Origin of the sequence: Streptomyces sp. NPDC090083, from assembly GCF_044747445.1 — a bacterium.
Lineage (GTDB): Bacteria > Actinomycetota > Actinomycetes > Streptomycetales > Streptomycetaceae > Streptomyces.
In genome coordinates this window covers 213,489-231,503 of record NZ_JBIVED010000001.1, presented here as the reverse complement: position 1 = coordinate 231,503, position 18,015 = coordinate 213,489, and the positions used below count along the sequence as shown (strand labels likewise).

Genomic DNA, 18,015 nt, shown 5'->3' with positions numbered 1-18,015 from the left:
CAGCACGGACCGAAGGGGGCCCGACGTGACGATCCTGGAGAGCATCCGCCAACCACGCGACCTGAAGTCGCTGTCCGAGGCGGAACTGGGCGAACTGTCCGAAGAGATAAGGGAGTTCCTGGTCCACGCGGTGGCCAGGACCGGCGGTCACCTCGGACCCAACCTGGGCGTGGTGGAGTTGACCGTCGCGCTCCACCGCGTCTTCGAGTCCCCGGCCGACCGCATCCTGTGGGACACCGGCCACCAGAGCTACGTGCACAAACTCCTGACGGGCCGTCAGGACTTCTCCAAGCTGCGCGGCAAGGGCGGCCTGTCCGGCTACCCCTCGCGCGAGGAGTCCGAGCACGACGTCATCGAGAACAGCCACGCCTCCACCGCGCTCGGCTGGGCCGACGGTCTCGCCAAGGCCCGCCAGGTGCAGGGCGAGAAGGGCCATGTCGTCGCGGTCATCGGCGACGGCGCGCTGACCGGCGGCATGGCCTGGGAGGCGCTGAACAACATCGCCGCCGCCAAGGACCGGCCGCTGATCATCGTCGTCAACGACAACGAGCGCTCGTACGCGCCCACCATCGGCGGCCTCGCCAACCACCTGGCGACCCTGCGCACGACCGACAGCTACGAACAGGTCCTCGCCTGGGGCAAGCGCGTCCTGCTGCGCACCCCGGTCGTCGGCAACACCGTCTACGAGTCGCTGCACGGCGCGAAGAAGGGCTTCAAGGACGCGTTCGCCCCGCAGGGCATGTTCGAGGACCTCGGCCTCAAGTACGTCGGCCCGATCGACGGACACGACATCGGCGCCGTCGAGTCCGCGCTGCGCCGCGCGAAACGCTTCCACGGCCCGGTCCTCGTCCACTGCCTCACCGAGAAGGGCCGCGGCTACGAACCCGCCCTCGCCCACGAGGAGGACCACTTCCACACCGTCGGCGTGATGGACCCCCTCACCTGCGCACCCCTCGCCCCTTCCAACGGCCCTTCCTGGACCAGCGTGTTCGGCGACGAGATCCTGCGCATCGGGGAGGAGCGCGACGACGTCGTGGCCATCACCGCGGCCATGCTGCACCCGGTCGGCCTCGGCAAGTTCGCCGCGAGGTTCCCCGACCGGGTGTGGGACGTGGGCATCGCCGAGCAGCACGCGGCGGTGTCGGCGGCGGGCCTGGCGACCGGCGGGCTGCACCCCGTCGTCGCCGTCTACGCCACCTTCCTCAACCGGGCCTTCGACCAGCTCCTGATGGACGTGGCCCTGCACCGGTGCGGGGTGACGTTCGTCCTGGACCGCGCCGGGGTGACCGGAGTCGACGGAGCGTCGCACAACGGCATGTGGGACATGTCCATCCTCCAGGTCGTGCCGGGGCTCCGCATCGCCGCCCCGCGCGACGCCGGCCAACTCCGGGCCCAGCTGCGGGAAGCGGTCGCCGTCGACGACGCGCCGACCCTCGTCCGCTTCCCGAAGGAGTCGGTCGGACCGGAGATCCCCGCGATCGACCACGTGGGCGGCCTCGACGTCCTGCACCGCGCCACGGAGACCCCCGAGGTGCTCCTCGTCGCCGTCGGTGTGATGGCGCCGGTCTGCCTCCAGGCCGCCGAACTCCTCCAAGCGCGGGGCATCAACTGCACGGTCGTGGACCCCCGTTGGGTCAAACCCGTCGACCCGGCGCTCCCCGGCCTCGCCGCCGGGCACCGCCTCGTCGCCGTCGTGGAGGACAACAGCCGCGCCTCCGGAGTCGGCGCCGCCGTGGCGCTGGCGCTCGGGGACGCCGAAGTCGACGTACCCGTACGGCGGTTCGGCATCCCGGAGCAGTTCCTCGCACACGCCAAACGCGGGGAGGTGCTCGCCGACATCGGCCTCACACCCGTCGAGATCGCCGGACGGATCAGCGCAAGCCTGGCGGTCAGGGACACGAACGCCGGCACAGCCAAGGAGAAACCCGAATGACCAAGGAGTTCGACCTCACCGCGCTGCTGGCCGAGCGCGGAGCCGAGCGCTACGAGCTGCACGCCAAGTACCTCAACCACCAGCTCCCGCGCATGCTCCACACCATCGGCTTCGACAAGGTCTACGAGCGGGGCGAGGGCGCCTACTTCTGGGACGCCGAGGGCCACGACTACCTCGACATGCTCGCCGGATTCGGAGTGATGGGCCTGGGCCGCCACCACCCCGTCGTCCGCAAGGCGGTGCACGACGTCCTCGACGCCCAGCTCGCCGACCTCACCCGCTTCGACTGCCAGCCGCTGCCCGGCCTGCTCGCCGAGCGACTCCTCACCCACAGCCCGCATCTGGACCGGGTGTTCTTCGGCAACAGCGGTACGGAGGCGGTCGAGACCGCGCTCAAGTTCGCCCGCTACGCCACCGGGAAACCCCGCGTGCTGTACTGCGACCACGCCTTCCACGGCCTGACCACCGGCTCGCTGTCGGTCAACGGCGAGGACGGCTTCCGTGACGGCTTCGCCCCGCTGCTGCCCGACACGGCCGTACCGCTCGGCGATCTCGACGCCCTGGCGCGGGAGTTGAAGAAGGGCGACGTCGCCGCCCTCGTCGTCGAGCCGATCCAGGGCAAGGGCGTCCACGAGGCACCGCCCGGCTATCTGCGCGCCGCGCAGGAACTCCTGCGTCAGCACAAGGCGTTGCTCATCGCCGACGAGGTGCAGACCGGCCTCGGGCGCACCGGCGACTTCTACGCCTACCAGCACGAGGAGGGCGTGGAACCGGACCTGGTCTGCGTGGCCAAGGCGCTGTCCGGCGGGTATGTGCCCGTCGGCGCGACGCTGGGCAAGGACTGGATCTTCAAGAAGGTCTACTCGTCCATGGACCGGGTGCTGGTCCACTCGGCGAGCTTCGGGGCCAACGCCCAGGCCATGGCGGCCGGCCTCGCCGTGCTGTCCGTCATGGAGAACGAGCAGATCGTCGCCAACGCCCGTGCCACCGGGGACCTGTTGAGGACCCGGCTCGCCGCGCTGGTCGACACGTACGAACTGCTCGCCGACGTCCGCGGCCGGGGTCTGATGATCGGCATCGAGTTCGGCAGGCCCAAGTCGCTGAAGCTGCGCAGTCGTTGGACCATGCTGCAGGCGGCGCGCAAGGGCCTGTTCGCGCAGATGGTGGTCGTACCGCTGCTCCAGCGGCACCGGATCCTCACGCAGGTCTCCGGCGACCACCTGGAGGTCATCAAGCTGATCCCGCCGCTCGTCATCGGTGAGCGCGAGGTGGACCGGTTCGTGGACGCGTTCACCGCCGTGATGGACGACGCGCACAGCGGCGGCGGGCTGATGTGGGACTTCAGCAAGACCCTGGTGAAGCAGGCGGTGGCCAACCGGTAGGAGGCGCTGCCCGGCGAGGCACTGCCCGGCGCCGAGGGCGGGCCGCGAAGGTTTTTGCCCCTGAGGCAAGAAATTTGCCGCAGGGGCAAAAGTCGGGCTGAATGGAGGACATGAGCTCCTCCGAGACGTGGCCGGAACCGCCGGCCGGGCCGGCCGACGACCTGCCGGCCACCGTCGCACCACAGCTCCGCGCGCTGCGCCGCCGCGCCTCCCTCACCCTGGAGGCCGCCGCCCGCTCCGCCGGGCTCTCGCCCGCCCATCTCTCCCGTCTGGAGACCGGGCAGCGCCAGCCCTCGCTGCCGATGCTGCTCGCGCTCGCCCGTATCTACGGTACGACAGTCTCGGATCTGCTCGGCGAGACGGCCACCGACCGGGACTCCGTCGTCCGCGCCGCCGACATGGAACCGACCCGCGCGGGCGGCTGGACCTACTGGCAGGCCGGCGCCCCCGGCCGCGGGATGCAGTCCCTGCGCGTCCGTATCCCGCACGGTTCCCAGGGCGACATCGTGCGTGTCCACCCCGGTGAGGAGTGGCTCCACGTCCTGGCCGGCCGGCTGCGGCTGCGCCTCGGCGACACCGCGCACATCCTCGCGCCGGGCGACAGCGCCCACTTCGACTCGCTGACCCCGCACCGCCTCGCCGCCGCCGACGAGGACGGCGTCGAGGTCCTGTTCGTCCACACCCTGCTGCAGAGCCCCACGGCCACCCTGTGCCTGGGCCCGATCACCGGAGAGACGCCATGAGCGGCAACAACATCGAGGACAAGTTCCCGCGCGCCCTGTGGATCCGGCTCATCATCTACATCGCCGTCGGCCACCTCTTCGCGGCCTTCATCTACCTGCTGTTCTCGGTGGGCGCCAAGTAGCCCGCGGCGGCGGCCTGTCGAGCCGGCTCGGCCGCCGCGGCCGGTTCAGTCGAGCAGCCGCTCGCGCAGCCGCTCCCGGATCTCCGGGGTGATCCCGAGTCCCCGCTCCAGGTACGTGTCCACGTCGCCCCAGGTCTCCTCGACGGTCTCGAAGGCCGCCGTCAGATACTCGGCGCGGGCGTCGAAGAGCGGGCTGAGGAGCTCCATCACCTCGGGGGCGTAGGCCGCGGCGGAGGAGCCGCTGCGGTGCACCTTGTAGCGACGGTGCTTCGCGTTCGACTCCAGGTAGTCGGCCACGATCGCGTCCCGCTCCACGCCGACGGCGAGCAGGGTCACGGCTATCGACAGACCCGCGCGGTCCTTGCCCGCCGCGCAGTGCATCAGCGCGGGGACACTGTCCTCCGCGAGGGAGCGCAGCACCTGGGAGTGCTCGGCGGTGCGCTCCGTGACGATCGTGCGGTACGACGCGATCATCCGGGCGGCGGCCTTGCCGTCGCCGAGGATCTCGCGCAACTGCTCCATCTCGCCGTCGCGGACCATCTTCCAGAACTCGGAGCCGTCCGCCGGGTCGGTCAGCGGCAGGTTCACATTGCGCACACCCGGCAGCTCGACGTCGGGACCCTCCAGCTTCTGGTCCGACGCGTTGCGGAAGTCGAAGATCGTGTGCAGGCCCAGCGAGCCGAGGAACGCGGCGTCCTCCTCGGTCGCGTGCGCGAGATGGCCGCTGCGGAACAGCACCCCGTGCCGCACCCGGCGACCGTCCACCGTCGGAAGTCCGCCCACGTCCCGGAAATTGCGCACTCCGGACAACTCCGGCTCGGTCGACGGAATCTGCTGCGTCACGAGGACTCCTCCCACTCGGCCCGGCGGCGCGGCTCACCGGCGGGCACGTTCTCGACGATACGACATGAATTCCCCAGGCAATCAGTTGTCCACAGGCGTTGCCTCGCAGGCCCCGCGCCGTTGATGATGTTGGTGCTTGAGTGGACTTGTTCGAATCTGTGAGGGACTTGATGTTGGAGATCGCCGAGAACGGCCGTACATGGGTGCTGTCGGGCCCGACGAGCAGCTACGCCGTCCATCTCACCGAGCAGGACGAGCTGCTCCACCTGCACTGGGGCCCCTCGATCGCGCTGGCCGACGCCGAGGAGCTGGCGGCCCGCCCGCTGCCCGACGCCTCCTCCTTCGAGTCCCGGCTCGACGGCCGCGAGGAGTACCCCGTCGAGGGCGGCCCCCGCTTCGCCCGCCCCGCCCTCTCCGTGCGCACGCCCGAGCGACGCGGCACGGAGTGGGCCTTCGAGCGCCACGACACCGAGGGCGACGAACTGCGGCTGCGCTTCCGGGACGGCGGTCTCGTGATCACGCTGCACTACCGGACGCGCGGCGACGTCGTCGAGCGCTGGACGACCCTCGACAACGACGGCGCCGAGCCCCTGGAGCTGCTGCGCGCCGACTCCGCGACCTGGACGCTGCCCGAGCGCGAGGGCTGGCGGCTGTCGCAGCTGCACGGCCGGTGGGCCGCCGAGTCCCGGCTGGTGCGCTCCGACCTCACCTACGGGGAGAAGGTCATCGGCAGCCGCCGCGGCCACACCGGACACCAGCACCTGCCCTGGGTCGCCCTCGACACCGACGCGACCGAGGAGCGCGGCGAGGTCTACGGCTGCGCCCTCGGCTGGTCGGGGTCCTGGCGGCTCGCCGTGGCCCAACTCCCCGACGCGCGCGTGCAGATCACCGGCGGCGCCGGGTACGACGACTCCGGGCTGCTGCTCCTGGCGCCGGGGGAGTCGTTCACCACCCCGGTCTTCGCCGGCCTGTGGACCGACACCGGCCACGGCGGCGCCAGCCGCATCTGGCACGCGTACCAGCGGACGTACGTCATCCCGGACGCGGACCAGGACCGGCCGGTGCTCTACAACTCCTGGGAGGCCACCCAGTTCGACATCTCCGAGGACCAGCAGGAGGTGCTCGCGCGGCGGGCGGCGGCGATGGGTGTCGAGCTGTTCGTGGTCGACGACGGCTGGTTCGGCGCCCGCACCGGCGACCGCGCCGGGCTCGGCGACTGGACGCCCAACCCGGACCGCTTCCCCGCCGGCCTCAAGCCCCTCGCGGACCGCGTGCACGCCCTGGGCATGCAGTTCGGCATCTGGGTCGAGCCCGAGATGGTCAACGCGGACAGCGACCTGTACCGCGCACACCCCGACTGGGTGCAGTACCAGGAGGGGCGGAAGCGGACGGAGTTCCGCAACCAGCTCGTCCTGAACCTCGCGCGCGAGGACGTCCAGGAATACCTCTGGGAACAGCTCCACGGCCTGCTCTCCAGCGCCCCGATCGACTACGTGAAGTGGGACTTCAACCGCTGCTTCACCGACGCGGGCTGGCCGGGCGAGGGCTACCCGCAGCGCCTCTGGGTCGACCATGTGCGCGCCCTGTACGGCCTGTTGGACCGGTTGCGGGCGGCCCACCCGGGCGTCGCCTTCGAGTCCTGCTCGGGCGGCGGCGGCCGGATCGACCTCGGTGTCATGAGCCGCACGGACCAGGTGTGGACCTCGGACAACACCGACCCGCTGGACCGGCTCGCCATCCAGCACGGCTTCAGCCAGATCCACCCCGCGCGCGTGATGGCCGCCTGGGTCACCGACAGCCCCAACACCCAGCTCAACGGCCGCGTCAGCAGCCTGCGCTTCCGGTTCGTGAGCGCCATGGCCGGTGTGCTCGGCGTGGGCGGCGACCTCTCGGAGTGGACCGAGGAGGAGCTCGCCGAGGCCCGCCGCTGGGTGGACCTCTACAAGGAGATCCGGCCCCTGGTGCAGCACGGCGACCTCCACCGGCTCCGCCCGCCGACGGGCGGACTCAGCGCCGTGCAGTACGTCCGCGGCGACGAGACCGTCGTCCTCGCCCTCCTTCAGGCACAGCACTACGGCGAGCCCCTCCTGGCGCTCCGGCTGCGCGGGCTCGACCCGACGGCGTCGTACGAATGCCTCGAAACGGGCGAAGTCCACCGGGGTGCCGTGCTGTTGCACCACGGACTGCGGACCGGTCTGCGCGGTGACCTGGATGCGACGGTTCTCCGACTGCGTCGCATCTGATCCTTCTGTCCCAATTGCAGCCTTCGTTCCAACTCGCTCTGGAATAAAGGAACCTGGGGTTCGTGTACGTGAGCAGCGTCATATCCGTGACCGTGCGTCGTTAGTCATGTTCACGTAATTGACAAGCTTCCGCTGGGGAATTGAAGAGCGGAGTCCCGGGGGAATTCACGGAGGGTGACGGTGAATTCCTCCGGCGGATCACAAGAAACGCATATCCGTGGAACCTCCTGCTTGTCCCTTTGCGTCTTCCTCGCTTACGTTCGCCACCAATCCGGACGGACGCCCAGTCCTGCCGCCGACCGGACTTCGCATCCACTCACCCGTATGCGGCAGGAGCGGGGGACCCACAGGCAAGACGCCTGTTCCGGTCTCCGGAACGGGCTCGGGGTTAAGCCGCGTCCCGTGCGCGGCCGGGCATCTCCAGCCCGAACCCGACAGCTCACCTCGCAGGCGCCGGAGAGGAATTCGCCATGCCCGCGAAGGGTAAGCACCGCCGCCCGAAGCCCCAGCGCTTCACCCGCTCGATAGCCGTCGCCGGAACCGGCGGCGCGGCACTCGCCCTTCCGCTCATGGGTGCCACCGGCGCCCATGCGGCGACCACGACGTCCGCTCCGGAAAAGGCGGTTCAGTCCGTTCCGGCGGCCGAGAAGACGGCGGCCGAGAAGTCCACCTCCGCCAAGTCGGCGCGCGTCACGACGTATTCGGTGAAGTCGGGCGACTATCTCTCGAAGATCGCCGAGGAGCAGGACGTCACCGGCGGCTGGAAGAAGATCTACCGCGACAACCGCGAGGCCATCGGCGGCAACCCGTCGATGATCCACCCGGGCCTGAAGCTCTCCCTCGGCGAGAAGGCCACGACGAGCGGGACGGACACGGCCAAGTCGTCGACGCCGTCCGGCACTTCGTCGTCGTCCTCGTCTTCCTCGTCGTCCTCCGCTTCTTCCTCCTCGAAGGAGTCGTCGGCCACGCAGAGCTCCGACACCAGCACCTCCACCGGCTACGGCCTGCCCGTGGCCGGCGGCACCATCGGTACCGGCTACCGCGTCGCCGGCAGCATGTGGTCCAGCGGCTACCACACGGGCGTCGACTTCGTCGTCCCGACCGGCACCACCATCAAGGCGGTCGCCGCGGGCACGGTCGTCTCGGCGGCCTACGACGGCGCCTACGGCAACGAGGTCGTCATCCGCCACGCGGACGGCGAGTACTCGCAGTACGCCCACATGTCGCAGCTGTCCGTCTCGGCCGGCCAGACCGTCACCGAGGGCCAGCAGATCGGCCTCTCCGGCGCGACCGGCAACGTGACGGGACCGCACCTGCACTTCGAGATCCGGACCACGCCGTACTACGGCTCGGACGTGGACCCGGTCGCGTATCTCCGCTCGCACGGCGTCACCGTCGGCTGACATCGGGCCCGGCACGGGCACCCCACATCACCGAAGGCCGGACCCCGATCCCCGGGTCCGGCCTTCGGCGTATGGCAGTTCCGGCATCAACGCCCCTGGTCAGAGAGTTATTCCGACTTTGGACAACCCTTTACGAGTGGCTTATCTCACCGTCCGTCAACCCCTAAATACGATCGCGTAGGTCACAGGCGAGGGTGAATTATGGTTGCCGTGGCTAACGATTCGAAGAGTGACAGCAGAACAGTGATCGGGTCGTACGTGGCGGTGGGGGACAGCTTCACCGAAGGCGTCGGCGACCCCGGGCCCGACGGTGCGATGGTCGGCTGGGCCGACCGGTTCGCGGTACTGCTCGCGGATCGCCGGCCCGAGGGCGACTTCGCGTACACCAACCTCGCCGTGCGCGGGAAGCTGCTCGACCAGATCGTGGCCGACCAGCTCACCCGGGCCAAGGAGATCGGCCCCGACCTGGTCTCCTTCTGCGCCGGCGGCAACGACATCATCCGCCCCGGCACCGACCCGGACGAGGTCGCCGAGCGCTTCGAGCGCGCGGTCGCCGACCTCACCGGCGCCGTCGGCACCGTCATGGTGACGACCGGCTTCGACACCCGGGGCGTGCCCGTGCTCAAGCACCTGCGCGGCAAGATCGCCACCTACAACGGACATGTGCGCGCCATCGCCGACCGTTACGGCTGCCCGGTGCTCGACCTGTGGTCCCTGAAGACGATCCAGGACCGGCGAGCCTGGGACGGCGACCGGCTGCACCTCTCTCCCGAGGGGCACACGCGCGTGGCGCTCCGTGCCGGACAGGTCCTCGGCGTGGAGGTCCCGGCCGACCCGGACCAGCCCTGGCCCCCGCTGCCGCCGCGCGGCCCGCTCGACATCCGGCGCGACGACGTCCACTGGGCGCGCGAGTACCTGGTGCCGTGGATCGGACGCCGCCTGCGCGGCGAGTCCTCGGGCGACCACGCGGAGGCGAAGGGCGCGCTGTCTCCCGACGCCATCAAGATGCGGATCGAGGCGGTGGCCTGAGGCGAGGCCAGGGGAGAGGTCGATCAGGACGTCGTCAACGCGGCCCGGTCGAGCCCCAGTTCACGGGCGAGCGCCTCGTCGACCCACTCCAGGGCACGCGCCCGGGACACCGTTCCGGCGTACGCCGTCATCTGTACGGCGAGGCCGTCGAGGAGGGCCGTGAGGCGCAGCGCCGCACCGCTCGGGTCCGGGCAGTGGAACTCGCCCGCGGTCACCCCCTCGGCGACGACCTCGGCGAGGGCCCGCTTCCACTGCCGGTCGAGATCACGCGTGACGTCCAGGAGAGCGGGTTCGCGCAGCGCCGCCGCCCAGCCCTCTATCCACAGCCGCCACCCCTTGGCCTGCCCGGTCGGCGCGTACCAGCGCACCGCTGCCCGCAGCCGGCGCACCGCGGTCGTACGGCGGCCGAGGAGCTTGCGCAGATGCGCGAGGTCGTCCTCGGCGGCGAAGGCGAACGCGGCGGCGACCAGTTTCTCCTTGGTCGAGAAGTGATAGAGCACCAGCGCGTTGCTCACCCCGAGCGCAGAGGCCACGTCGGCGATCCTGACCGCCGCCACGCCCCGCTCCTCGATCTGCTCCACGGCGGCACGCAGCAACTCCGCCCGCCGCTCCGCCACGCCCAACCGCACTCTCGCCACGCGGTCACCCTAATCCGTCGCCCACTGGGGTATCGCCCCGTACGTCACCGGTACCAGCCGAACCGCTCCGCGATGACCGGCAGCCGGTCCGCGACGATCGCGTGCGCGGCGGCGCGCGGAGTCGTCCGGTCGGCCTCCGCGCGGGCCAGCATCAGGTCGATCAGGGCGCGCATCGACCGCCGGGTGTGGGCGAACGCCTCGTCCGCGTCGGCGCCGATGTCGCCGAAGAGGGTCCACCACCACCAGGCGTTCGTCCCGGAGTTCACGACGACGTCCGGCAGCACGACGACCCCGCGCGCGGAGAGCAGTTCCTCCGCCTCCGGGAGGACCGGCATGTTGGCGGCCTCGACGATCCAGCGGGCGGTGACTCCCCGCTGGTTGGTGGTGTCGACCGCGTACGACACCGCCGCCGGGACCAGGACCTCCGCGTCCACCGACAGCCAGTCCTCACCGGGCAGTTCGAGGTCGCCGGGGCGCAGCACGGCACGGTCCACGGTGCCGTACGCGTCCCGGGCCGAGAGCAGCGCGTCGATGTCCAGCCCGCCCGGGTTCACGATCGTGCCCTTGATGTCGGCGACGGCGACGAGCGTCAGCCCCGCGCGCGTGAGGAACCGCGCCGTGGCCCCGCCCATGGTGCCCAGGCCCTGCACGGCGACCCGCGTCCCCGTGTACGGCACGCCCGCCCGGTCCAGCGCCGCGAGCACCGACTCGGCGACCCCGCAGCCACCGACCAGTTCGTCCAGACCGATGCCGTCCACCTCGACCGCGAAGGCGTCGGCGAGCCGCCGCCGTGCCTCCGTCTCGTCGTCGAGCAGCGGATACACGGCCTGGATCGACGACACGAGCCCCGCCTCCGCGGCGGCCCGCTCGACCAGGTCCTGGGTGAGCCCGAGATCCTCACCCGTCGTCCAGAAGCTCTCGATGTACGGCCGCATGGCGCGCAGGTACCGCACGAGGACGCCGTACGACTCCGGGTCCTGGGGATCGCAGTCGATGCCCCCCTTGGCGCCGCCCAGCGGGACGTAGCGGCCCTCCGGGTCGTAGTGCAGAGCCTCTTTCATGGTCATGCCCCGGGCGAGCCCGGTGACCTCGGCGAGGGTGCAGCCCGGCCGCATCCGCAGGCCCCCGCTGGACACCCCGCGCACCAGCCGGTCGACGACCAGGAAGCCCTGGCGGCCGGTGACGTGGTCGGTCCAGGTGAGCGACATCAAGGGGGCGGTCATACGAGCTCCTCGGGGCACCGGCCGGCAGGACGCGTGCCGAAGCGGTCGACCGGACAGCGGTTACTGAACGGCGAGTCAGTATCGGAAGCGGTGTCCGGTCCTGTCAACGCGGGACCGGATCGCTCCGGAGCGGGGTCAGGCCCCTTCCGTACGAGGTCGAGCCCCTTCCGTACGAGGCCGGGTCCCCGCCCGCCGTGTCGTCCCCCGGCGCGGAACTTTGGGCTTTCTTTGGAAAGCGGGCTCCGTGAAGCCGATGCGACGGCGTTGTCACAGGGGTCGACCATAATGGAAAGCCTGACCGACTCCACCTGGAGGAACCGTGACCGGAATCCGTACCCTCAGCTCCGGGCTCCGCGCGCTGCAGCCCGAGGCCTTCGGCGCGGACCCGAGCGGCGAGCGCCTGGCACGCATCCGTAGATCCCCCCATTTCAAGGACGGGGTCTTCCAGAACCCCGGCGGCAACACGAGCGTCCGCCCCTCCGGCGGCGCCATGCGCGGGATGGGCAAGTCCTACCTCGACAAGGAGGAGCGCGCCCGCCGCGCCCCCACCGGCATCCTGCCCGTGCACGCCACCACCCTCGCCGACCTGGCCAAACCCGCGGCGACCGGCCTGCGGCTGACCTGGATGGGCCACTCCAGCGTGCTCGCGGAGATCGACGGCCACCGGGTCCTCTTCGACCCGGTCTGGGGCGAGCGCTGCTCCCCGTTCCCGTTCGCGGGACCCAAGCGGCTGCACCCGGTGCCCCTCCCGCTGGCCGCGCTCGGCCCGGTCGACGTCGTCGTCATCTCGCACGACCACTACGACCACCTGGACATGCCCACGATCAAGGCGCTGGCCGGCACGGACACCCTGTTCGCCGTCCCGCTGGGCGTCGGCGCGCACCTGGAGCACTGGGGCGTGTCCCCGGACCGGCTGCGCGAGCTGGACTGGCACGAGGAGACCAAGGTCGGCGGCCTCACCCTGACCGCGACCCCGGCCCGCCACTTCTGCGGGCGCGGGCTGCGCAACACCCAGCACACCCTCTGGGCCTCCTGGGTGGTCGCCGGTGACGAGCACCGGATCTACCACAGCGGTGACACCGGCTACTTCGACGGCTTCAAGGACATCGGCGCCGCGCACGGCCCGTTCGACGCCACGATGATCCAGATCGGCGCGTACAGCGAGTTCTGGCCCGACATCCACATGACCCCGGCGGAGGGCCTGCGCGCCCACCTCGACCTCCAGGGCGGTCAGCCGCACGGGGTGCTGCTGCCGATCCACTGGGGCACGTTCAACCTGGCGCTGCACCCATGGGCCGAGCCCGGGGAGTGGACCGCGGACGCGGGGGAGTCGGCGGGCCAGGCCGTGGCCACACCGAGGCCCGGCGAGCCGTTCGAGCCGGGCGGCACCCTGACGACGGACCCGTGGTGGCGCCCCTTCGGAGGCAGGGTCGACCGGCACTGGCACACCGCGACCCCGGCCGGGCCGGAGGCGGAGCAGTCGGCGACCCCGGCGGAGCTGGACCTCGCGAGCGAGCGCTGACCCCAGCCGGTCCGAGCCGGGAAAGCTCGCCCCGTCATCACTTTCCGTGATGTTCGGGGGTGTGACTGCGGGGGCCGAGCCCTCAGGGAAAGCCCCTCGCGATCCGGTCGCGGGTGGGTGGGACACGAACGTCAGGGGCCGGTGGGCGGCAATGCCCACCGGCCCCTGACGTTTTTTCATGACCGGTTCCGATCAGGCACGATCGGTTCTTTGTCCTTCTTCGGCATGTCGTCGAGGAGGTAATCGGTCTGTCGTCCGAGTCCTCATACCAGAGCGGGACGGTCTCCGGAGGAGTTTGTCAACTGCCCATCGCACCTGATGCGTTGGCGACTACTGTGAGTGTCCGTCGGGCGACACGGGGCCGAATTCTTCGGCTCCCTCGACCGGCACCGCGATGGCGTACGCCCGAATCGCGCACCCCGCGCGAACAAACCGGCCCGACGCACCACGTACGAGGACGCCGATGTCTCAACTCCGTGCACCGGCCGCACGCGCAGACCGCCGTGAGGGCGGCCGGCACGGGCGACCGGCCGCCCGCCCCGTGCCCGCACTGCCCGATACCCACATACGTCCCCAACTCCTGCGCCTGGCCGTGCTGCCGCCCGTCGCGGTCGCGCTGAGCGCCAGCGCGGCCGTGCTGTTCACCGTCCGATCCACCGGAGCACGGACCAGCCTCACCCTCTGGGGCGTCCTCGCCGGCGCCACGTCCGTGACCTTCGCCGGCATCCTGATCGCCGCCGTGGCCGCGGGCCGCGCCGCGAGTTCCGTCAGCGACCGCATCGGCGCCCTGCGCCGCAGCAGCGCGCGCGGCGAGGCCGACCTGCGCGACCTCGTCGAGGCACTCCGCCGAGGCGAGGGCCCGCCGGAGCGCACGCCGCGCGGCAGGCCCCCCGGGGACGCGGACGACTTCGACCTCCTCGCCGCCGACCTGGCACACGCGCACGACGGCGCCGTCACCGCCGTCGTCGCGGCCGCCCAGCTCTCCAGTCAGGCGGGCAGCGAACAGAAGGTCGAGGTCTTCGTCAACCTCGCCCGGCGCCTGCAGTCCCTGGTGCACCGGGAGATCTCCCTCCTCGACGAGCTGGAGAACGAGATCGAGGACCCCGACCTGCTCAAGGGCCTCTTCCACGTCGACCACCTCGCCACCCGCATCCGCCGCCACGCGGAGAACCTCGCCGTCCTCGGCGGCGCCGTCTCCCGCAGGCAGTGGAGCAACCCGGTCTCCATGACCGAGGTGCTGCGCTCCGCCATCGCCGAGGTCGAGCAGTACTCCCGGGTGAAACTCGTGCCGCCGATCGACGGCACCCTGCGCGGCCACGCCGTGGCCGACGTGATCCACCTGCTGGCCGAACTCGTCGAGAACGCCACGGTGTTCTCCGCCCCGCACACCCAGGTGCTGCTCCGCGTCAACCTCGTCACCTCGGGCCTCGCCGTCGAGGTGGAGGACCGGGGCCTCGGCATGCCCGCCGGTGAACAGAGCCGTATGAACGCCCTGTTGACCGACCCCGACCAGGTCAACGTCGCCAGCCTGTTGGCCGACGGCCGCATCGGTCTGTTCGTGGTCTCCCAGCTCGCCCGCCGCCACGGCATCCACGTCCGCCTGCAGACCAACATCTACGGCGGGACGCAGGCCGTCCTCGTCGTCCCGCAGGCCCTGCTGGGTACGGCGGCGGGCGCCCCCGGAGCCGTGGGGCAGCCGCAGGACACCCTGGGCGGAGGGCAGCAGCTCGTGCCGCCGCAGCAGGTTCCGCAGATTCCGCGTGGCGCTGCGCAGGGCGAAGCGCGGGGTGGGACCGAGGGCGGTGCTCGACAGGCCGTCTCTCAGGGCGCCCGGGGGCGGCATCAGCGTGAGGCCGGGTCACCGGGACGGCACCAGCGGCGGGACTCCGCACCGTCCGCCGCACCCGCATCCGCACCTGCACCCGCACCCGCGCCGAACGGTGGCGGACCGGTGCCGCTGCCCGTGCGCGGTGCCCACGCGGAGCGCCCGAACCCCTTGGAGGCCGTGCCCGGGATCCGCGCCGACGACCGGCGGACCGTGGCGGAGAACGTGACCGCGGCGCCCGTGCCGCGCGGCGGAGCCGTTCGCGGCACGATGGGCAAGCCGCCCCAACTGCCGCGCCGCCGTGCCCAGGAGCACATCGTGCCCCAACTCCGCGACGGCCCGGCCCCCCGTCAGGACACCGAGAACCCGGCCGGCCACGACCCGGGTCTGATGGCCGCGTTCCAGCGCGGGATCGGCCTCGCGGAGGCGCAGCAGCACATGGAGGCGGCGGAAGCCGCGGAGGCCGCGGGCGGGGCCGTGCCGCTGGACCGCCTGGACGGCGTCGAGGTGGCCGCATCGCACCTGGCGGCGGACCACATGCCGTCGGACCACATGGCCGCGAACCACATGGCCGCGAACCCCATGGCGGTCGACCATACGGCGGCGGCCCCCATGGAGAGCGGGCACATCAACGGGGCCGACACGACCGGCGGCGTCCACACCGGCGGTGTCTACATGAACGCGCTCCACGCGGAATCCTCCGCCCTGGACGCGCACACCCCCATGGACCCGTCGCACATGTCGGCCACCCACATGGGTTCCGGCTATATGGACACCGCGCTCCACCGCTACACGTCCCACGCGGCGACAGCGCACACCGAGACGGACCGGTTCACCCTCGCCCCCCACAGGGACGCGGCCCCCACGCCCGAAGCGCACAGCCATGTGTCCGGGCACGACCACGACCTCACCGTCCGGCACGACGGGAGCGCATCAGCCGGATGACCCCGCAGGCGCGTACCCCCACGCCCCCTCCTACCCACACCCCCACGCCCACCCACACCCCCACCCGCGCTCCCGCGGACCTTCGGACCCCAAGGAGTCGATCCACCATGGCGAGCGATGCGCCGACCGGCCAGCCGACCGGCCATGTATCCGATCTCGACTGGCTGATGAGCGGCCTCGTGCAGCGCGTGCCGCACACCACCAGCGCGGTCCTGCTCTCCTGCGACGGGCTCGTGAAGTCGGTTCACGGGCTCGACCCCGACAGCGCCGACCACATGGCGGCCCTGGCCTCCGGGCTGTACTCCCTCGGCCGGAGCGCGGGCGTCCGCTTCGGTGACGGCGGAGACGTCCGGCAGGTCGTCGTCGAACTCGACTCGACGCTCCTCTTCGTCACCACCGCGGGATCGGGCACCTGTCTCGCCGTGCTGGCCGGCCGCGAGGCCGACGCGGCCGTCCTCGGCTACGAGATGGCGATGCTGGTCAAGAGCGTCCGCCCCTACCTCGTGACCGCGCCCCGGCAGCACGCCGTCGATTCCCCTGCGATGAGGCCTTGAGCGTGGCGACGGCCGGCGACGGGCCTTGGTTGGACGACGCGGCCGGACGTCTTGTGCGCCCCTTCACGGTCAGCAACGGCCGTACCCGGCCCTCCGTCGCGCTCGACCTCCTGTCGCAGGTGATGGCCACCGGAGCCACCCCCCTCGGCTATCTCGGACCCGAGCACGCACAGGCCCTCGACCTGTGCCGCGCGCCCGTCTCGGTGGCCGAGGTCGCCGCCCATCTGAAGCTTCCGGCCGCGGTCACCAAGGTGCTGCTGTCGGACCTCGTCGACTGCGGGGCGCTGACCACCAAGCCACCCGAGTTCCACCACAACCCCACTGACCGGTCTCTTCTGGAGGCAGTGCTCGATGGACTACGACGACAGCTCTGACTACGAGAGCGGCCACGATCCCTTCCCCACCGCGCTGAAGATCCTGGTGGCGGGCGGCTTCGGCGTCGGCAAGACGACCTTCGTCGGCGCGGTGAGCGAGATCGCGCCGCTCAGCACGGAGGAGCTGCTCACCACGGTCAGTGCCGCGACCGACGATCTGGAAGGGATCGAGAACAAGGTCGAGACGACCGTGGCGATGGACTTCGGCCGGATCACCCTCGACCCGGAACACGTGCTCTACCTGTTCGGTACGCCGGGACAGGAGCGGTTCTGGTTCATGTGGGACGAGCTGTCCGAGGGCGCCCTCGGCGCGGTCATCCTCGCCGACACCCGCCGCCTGGAGGAGTGCTTCGCGGCCGTCGACTTCTTCGAGCAGCGCGGCCTCGGCTTCATCGTCGCGATCAACGAGTTCGACGGCTCCTACCGCTACGACCCCGAGGAGGTGCGCGCCGCCATCGATCTCGACCCCGGCATCCCCGTCGTGCGCTGCGACGCGCGGATCTCCAGTTCGGGCGTCCAGACCCTGCTGACCCTCGTACGCCATCTCATCGCCCACGCCCCGGCCCATGCGCCCAGCCATGGTGCCCATATGTGATCCCCGCACACCGCCACGGAGGTCCTCTATGACATACGTCCCCATGGACGGAGTTCGCCCATGAGCTACGACCCGCCGCGTCCGGCCGGTCGACTGCTGCTCACGCCGGAGGACAAGGAGGCTCCTCAACGGCGGCGCAGGCTGCGCGGGTTGGGCCTCGGGGCGCGTCCGGACCCGGCGCTCGACGCCTTCGCGGACCACCTCGCCGACCTGACCGGTGCGCCGTACGCGATGGTCAACTTCATCGACGAGAACCGGCAGTTCTTCGCCGGTCTGCACACTCCAGGCGGCGCCGGACTGCCCCGGCCCGGGTCGGGAGGGGAGCACGCCAAGCCGGAGGTGGGGCGGCAGCTGGCGCGTGACTATGGGTTCTGCCCCCATGTGGTGGTCCGACGCAAGGCATTGGTGCTGGAGGACGTCTGCGACTATCCGCGGTTCGCGGGCAATCCGGTCGTCGACGAGTTCGGCATCCGCTCCTATCTGGGGGCGCCCCTGCTCGACTCCACGGGGATGGTGCTGGGCACCGTGTGTGTCGTCGACACGGAGCCGCGGCCGTGGGGGAAGCCGGGTCTGGAGACGATCAAGTCGACGGCGGCGGAGCTGGTGGCCCGGCTCGAACTGCTCGGCGGGGGATAGTCCGC

At 71.2% G+C, this 18,015-nt stretch carries 16 protein-coding genes and 1 riboswitch; of the genes, 13 read left to right on the top strand and 3 right to left on the bottom strand.

Features of this window, described 5'->3' with window-relative positions:
• The first annotated feature begins 25 nt into the window (after window positions 1–25).
• From dxs to ACIPTO_RS00925, 4 genes are all read left to right on the top strand, one after another.
• Window positions 26–1,933, top strand: coding sequence for a 1-deoxy-D-xylulose-5-phosphate synthase (dxs, locus tag ACIPTO_RS00940; protein ID WP_401188258.1), 1,908 nt, complete (start codon window positions 26–28; stop codon window positions 1,931–1,933).
• Complete coding sequence (locus tag ACIPTO_RS00935; RefSeq protein WP_401188256.1) at window positions 1,930–3,315, top strand: aspartate aminotransferase family protein; 1,386 nt, start codon at window positions 1,930–1,932, stop codon at window positions 3,313–3,315. The genes dxs and ACIPTO_RS00935 overlap by 4 nt, the downstream gene beginning before the upstream one ends.
• 110 nt (window positions 3,316–3,425) lie before the next feature.
• Window positions 3,426–4,058 carry a helix-turn-helix domain-containing protein gene (locus tag ACIPTO_RS00930; RefSeq protein WP_401188253.1) on the top strand — a complete coding sequence of 211 codons (633 nt, stop codon included), beginning with the start codon at window positions 3,426–3,428 and terminating at the stop codon, window positions 4,056–4,058.
• Window positions 4,055–4,180 (top strand): DUF6126 family protein, encoded by a 126-nt coding sequence (locus ACIPTO_RS00925; protein ID WP_266766518.1) that lies wholly within the window; start codon window positions 4,055–4,057, stop codon window positions 4,178–4,180. The genes ACIPTO_RS00930 and ACIPTO_RS00925 overlap by 4 nt, the downstream gene beginning before the upstream one ends.
• A gap of 45 nt (window positions 4,181–4,225) precedes the next feature.
• Here the strand turns inward: ACIPTO_RS00925 and ACIPTO_RS00920 are convergent, their stop codons facing one another.
• Window positions 4,226–5,023: a tyrosine-protein phosphatase gene (locus ACIPTO_RS00920; protein ID WP_401188249.1), complete on the bottom strand. Its 798-nt coding sequence runs from the start codon at window positions 5,021–5,023 to the stop codon at window positions 4,226–4,228.
• Between the two features lie 170 nt (window positions 5,024–5,193).
• Here ACIPTO_RS00920 and ACIPTO_RS00915 point away from each other — a divergent pair, with 170 nt between their 5' ends.
• The 3 genes from ACIPTO_RS00915 to ACIPTO_RS00905 all read left to right on the top strand — a co-directional run bounded on the left by ACIPTO_RS00915 (window position 5,194) and on the right by ACIPTO_RS00905 (window position 9,698).
• Entirely contained in the window at window positions 5,194–7,266 is a 2,073-nt protein-coding gene (locus ACIPTO_RS00915) for an alpha-galactosidase (RefSeq protein WP_401188247.1), read from the top strand.
• A 303-nt stretch (window positions 7,267–7,569) separates the two neighbouring features.
• A riboswitch (cyclic di-AMP (ydaO/yuaA leader) is annotated at window positions 7,570–7,732 on the top strand.
• A 4-nt stretch (window positions 7,733–7,736) separates the two neighbouring features.
• Window positions 7,737–8,669, top strand: coding sequence for a peptidoglycan DD-metalloendopeptidase family protein (locus tag ACIPTO_RS00910; protein WP_401188244.1), 933 nt, complete (start codon window positions 7,737–7,739; stop codon window positions 8,667–8,669).
• Between the two features lie 243 nt (window positions 8,670–8,912).
• Entirely contained in the window at window positions 8,913–9,698 is a 786-nt protein-coding gene (locus ACIPTO_RS00905) for an SGNH/GDSL hydrolase family protein (protein WP_366324645.1), read from the top strand.
• Between the two features lie 23 nt (window positions 9,699–9,721).
• On the opposite strand, the gene ACIPTO_RS00900 is transcribed toward ACIPTO_RS00905, so the two are convergent.
• Together ACIPTO_RS00900 and ACIPTO_RS00895 are read right to left on the bottom strand one after the other, a co-directional pair.
• Window positions 9,722–10,336, bottom strand: coding sequence for a TetR/AcrR family transcriptional regulator (locus ACIPTO_RS00900; protein ID WP_366324457.1), 615 nt, complete (start codon window positions 10,334–10,336; stop codon window positions 9,722–9,724).
• A gap of 44 nt (window positions 10,337–10,380) precedes the next feature.
• Window positions 10,381–11,559, bottom strand: coding sequence for a Glu/Leu/Phe/Val dehydrogenase dimerization domain-containing protein (locus ACIPTO_RS00895; RefSeq protein WP_401188242.1), 1,179 nt, complete (start codon window positions 11,557–11,559; stop codon window positions 10,381–10,383).
• A gap of 319 nt (window positions 11,560–11,878) precedes the next feature.
• On the opposite strand from ACIPTO_RS00895, the gene ACIPTO_RS00890 reads away from it, so the two are divergent.
• The 6 genes from ACIPTO_RS00890 to ACIPTO_RS00865 all read left to right on the top strand — a co-directional run bounded on the left by ACIPTO_RS00890 (window position 11,879) and on the right by ACIPTO_RS00865 (window position 18,010).
• Window positions 11,879–13,081 (top strand): MBL fold metallo-hydrolase, encoded by a 1,203-nt coding sequence (locus tag ACIPTO_RS00890; RefSeq protein ID WP_366324461.1) that lies wholly within the window; start codon window positions 11,879–11,881, stop codon window positions 13,079–13,081.
• Between the two features lie 463 nt (window positions 13,082–13,544).
• The gene (locus ACIPTO_RS00885) at window positions 13,545–15,851 is read left to right on the top strand and encodes a sensor histidine kinase (protein WP_401188240.1); all 2,307 of its coding nucleotides are present in this window, start codon (window positions 13,545–13,547) and stop codon (window positions 15,849–15,851) included.
• A gap of 107 nt (window positions 15,852–15,958) precedes the next feature.
• Complete coding sequence (locus ACIPTO_RS00880) at window positions 15,959–16,405, top strand: roadblock/LC7 domain-containing protein (protein ID WP_266766511.1); 447 nt, start codon at window positions 15,959–15,961, stop codon at window positions 16,403–16,405.
• A 2-nt stretch (window positions 16,406–16,407) separates the two neighbouring features.
• The gene (locus tag ACIPTO_RS00875; protein ID WP_033281763.1) at window positions 16,408–16,779 is read left to right on the top strand and encodes a DUF742 domain-containing protein; all 372 of its coding nucleotides are present in this window, start codon (window positions 16,408–16,410) and stop codon (window positions 16,777–16,779) included.
• Entirely contained in the window at window positions 16,757–17,374 is a 618-nt protein-coding gene (locus ACIPTO_RS00870; RefSeq protein ID WP_033281764.1) for an ATP/GTP-binding protein, read from the top strand. Before ACIPTO_RS00875 ends, ACIPTO_RS00870 begins: the two co-directional genes overlap by 23 nt.
• A gap of 60 nt (window positions 17,375–17,434) precedes the next feature.
• A complete protein-coding gene (locus tag ACIPTO_RS00865; RefSeq protein ID WP_366324465.1) occupies window positions 17,435–18,010 on the top strand; it encodes a GAF domain-containing protein in 576 nt (191 codons plus the stop codon).
• Window positions 18,011–18,015 lie beyond the last annotated feature (5 nt).

Excerpts from the sequence above, each read along its gene's own strand:
- ACIPTO_RS00935 (WP_401188256.1), top strand. The coding sequence starts at position 1,930 with ATGACCAAGGAGTTCGACCTCACCGCGCTGCTGGCCGAGCGCGGAGCC.
- ACIPTO_RS00930 (WP_401188253.1), top strand. The coding sequence starts at position 3,426 with ATGAGCTCCTCCGAGACGTGGCCGGAACCGCCGGCCGGGCCGGCCGAC.
- ACIPTO_RS00925 (WP_266766518.1), top strand. The coding sequence starts at position 4,055 with ATGAGCGGCAACAACATCGAGGACAAGTTCCCGCGCGCCCTGTGGATC.
- ACIPTO_RS00915 (WP_401188247.1), top strand. The coding sequence starts at position 5,194 with ATGTTGGAGATCGCCGAGAACGGCCGTACATGGGTGCTGTCGGGCCCG.
- ACIPTO_RS00910 (WP_401188244.1), top strand. The coding sequence starts at position 7,737 with ATGCCCGCGAAGGGTAAGCACCGCCGCCCGAAGCCCCAGCGCTTCACC.
- ACIPTO_RS00895 (WP_401188242.1), bottom strand. The coding sequence starts at position 11,559 with ATGACCGCCCCCTTGATGTCGCTCACCTGGACCGACCACGTCACCGGC.
- ACIPTO_RS00885 (WP_401188240.1), top strand. The coding sequence starts at position 13,545 with ATGTCTCAACTCCGTGCACCGGCCGCACGCGCAGACCGCCGTGAGGGC.
- ACIPTO_RS00880 (WP_266766511.1), top strand. The coding sequence starts at position 15,959 with ATGGCGAGCGATGCGCCGACCGGCCAGCCGACCGGCCATGTATCCGAT.
- ACIPTO_RS00870 (WP_033281764.1), top strand. The coding sequence starts at position 16,757 with ATGGACTACGACGACAGCTCTGACTACGAGAGCGGCCACGATCCCTTC.
- ACIPTO_RS00865 (WP_366324465.1), top strand. The coding sequence starts at position 17,435 with ATGAGCTACGACCCGCCGCGTCCGGCCGGTCGACTGCTGCTCACGCCG.